The sequence below is a fragment of the Algoriphagus sp. UBA3586 genome (assembly GCF_002376385.1).
In the GTDB taxonomy this organism is placed as follows: Bacteria; Bacteroidota; Bacteroidia; order Cytophagales; family Cyclobacteriaceae; genus Algoriphagus; species Algoriphagus ornithinivorans.
Map to the genome: position 1 here is coordinate 618 of NZ_DFMT01000020.1, position 555 is coordinate 1,172.

Below are 555 nucleotides of genomic sequence, written 5' to 3' on the forward strand. Positions count from 1 at the left end.
CTGGTAATTTTGGCCGATCAGCTGAAGGAGGAACATCCGGGATGTGGGGTGGAAAAGATGTATTATACCCTGAATCCGAATTGGATGGGCAGGGATCAGTTCTGTGAGATTTTCTTGGGACTGGGCTATGGAGTGAAGCGTGTAAGAAACTATCATAGAACCACTTACAGCGGGAGCTGCCACTATCCCAATCTGATTGAAGGAATATCTGTTACCCGCCCCTTTCAGGTGATCCAGAGCGATATTACCTATTTTCACCTAAATGGGGAACACTATTATCTGGTGTTTATCATAGACGTCTACACCCGATTACTGGTCGGTTATTCGGTCAATGACCATATGAGGACCAAAGGCAACTTAGAAGCATTGACAATGGCACTGAAACTCTTGGACTTTCTGCCTTGGGGACTGATTCACCATTCAGACAGAGGATCCCAATACAGTAGCGGGGAATATACCCGATTACTGAAAACAAACTGTATCCACATTAGCATGGGGAAAGTCGCATGGGAGAACGCCTACGCAGAACGCATCAATGGAATCATCAAAAATGAA

The 555-nt window shown here is 45.4% G+C and carries 1 protein-coding gene; it reads left to right on the plus strand.

What is annotated here, in order from left to right; all coding sequences use genetic code 11:
- Positions 1 to 84 precede the first annotated feature (84 nt).
- The coding region (locus B2906_RS07500; RefSeq protein ID WP_286936758.1) for a DDE-type integrase/transposase/recombinase at positions 85 to 555 on the plus strand (471 nt) is incomplete at its 3' end.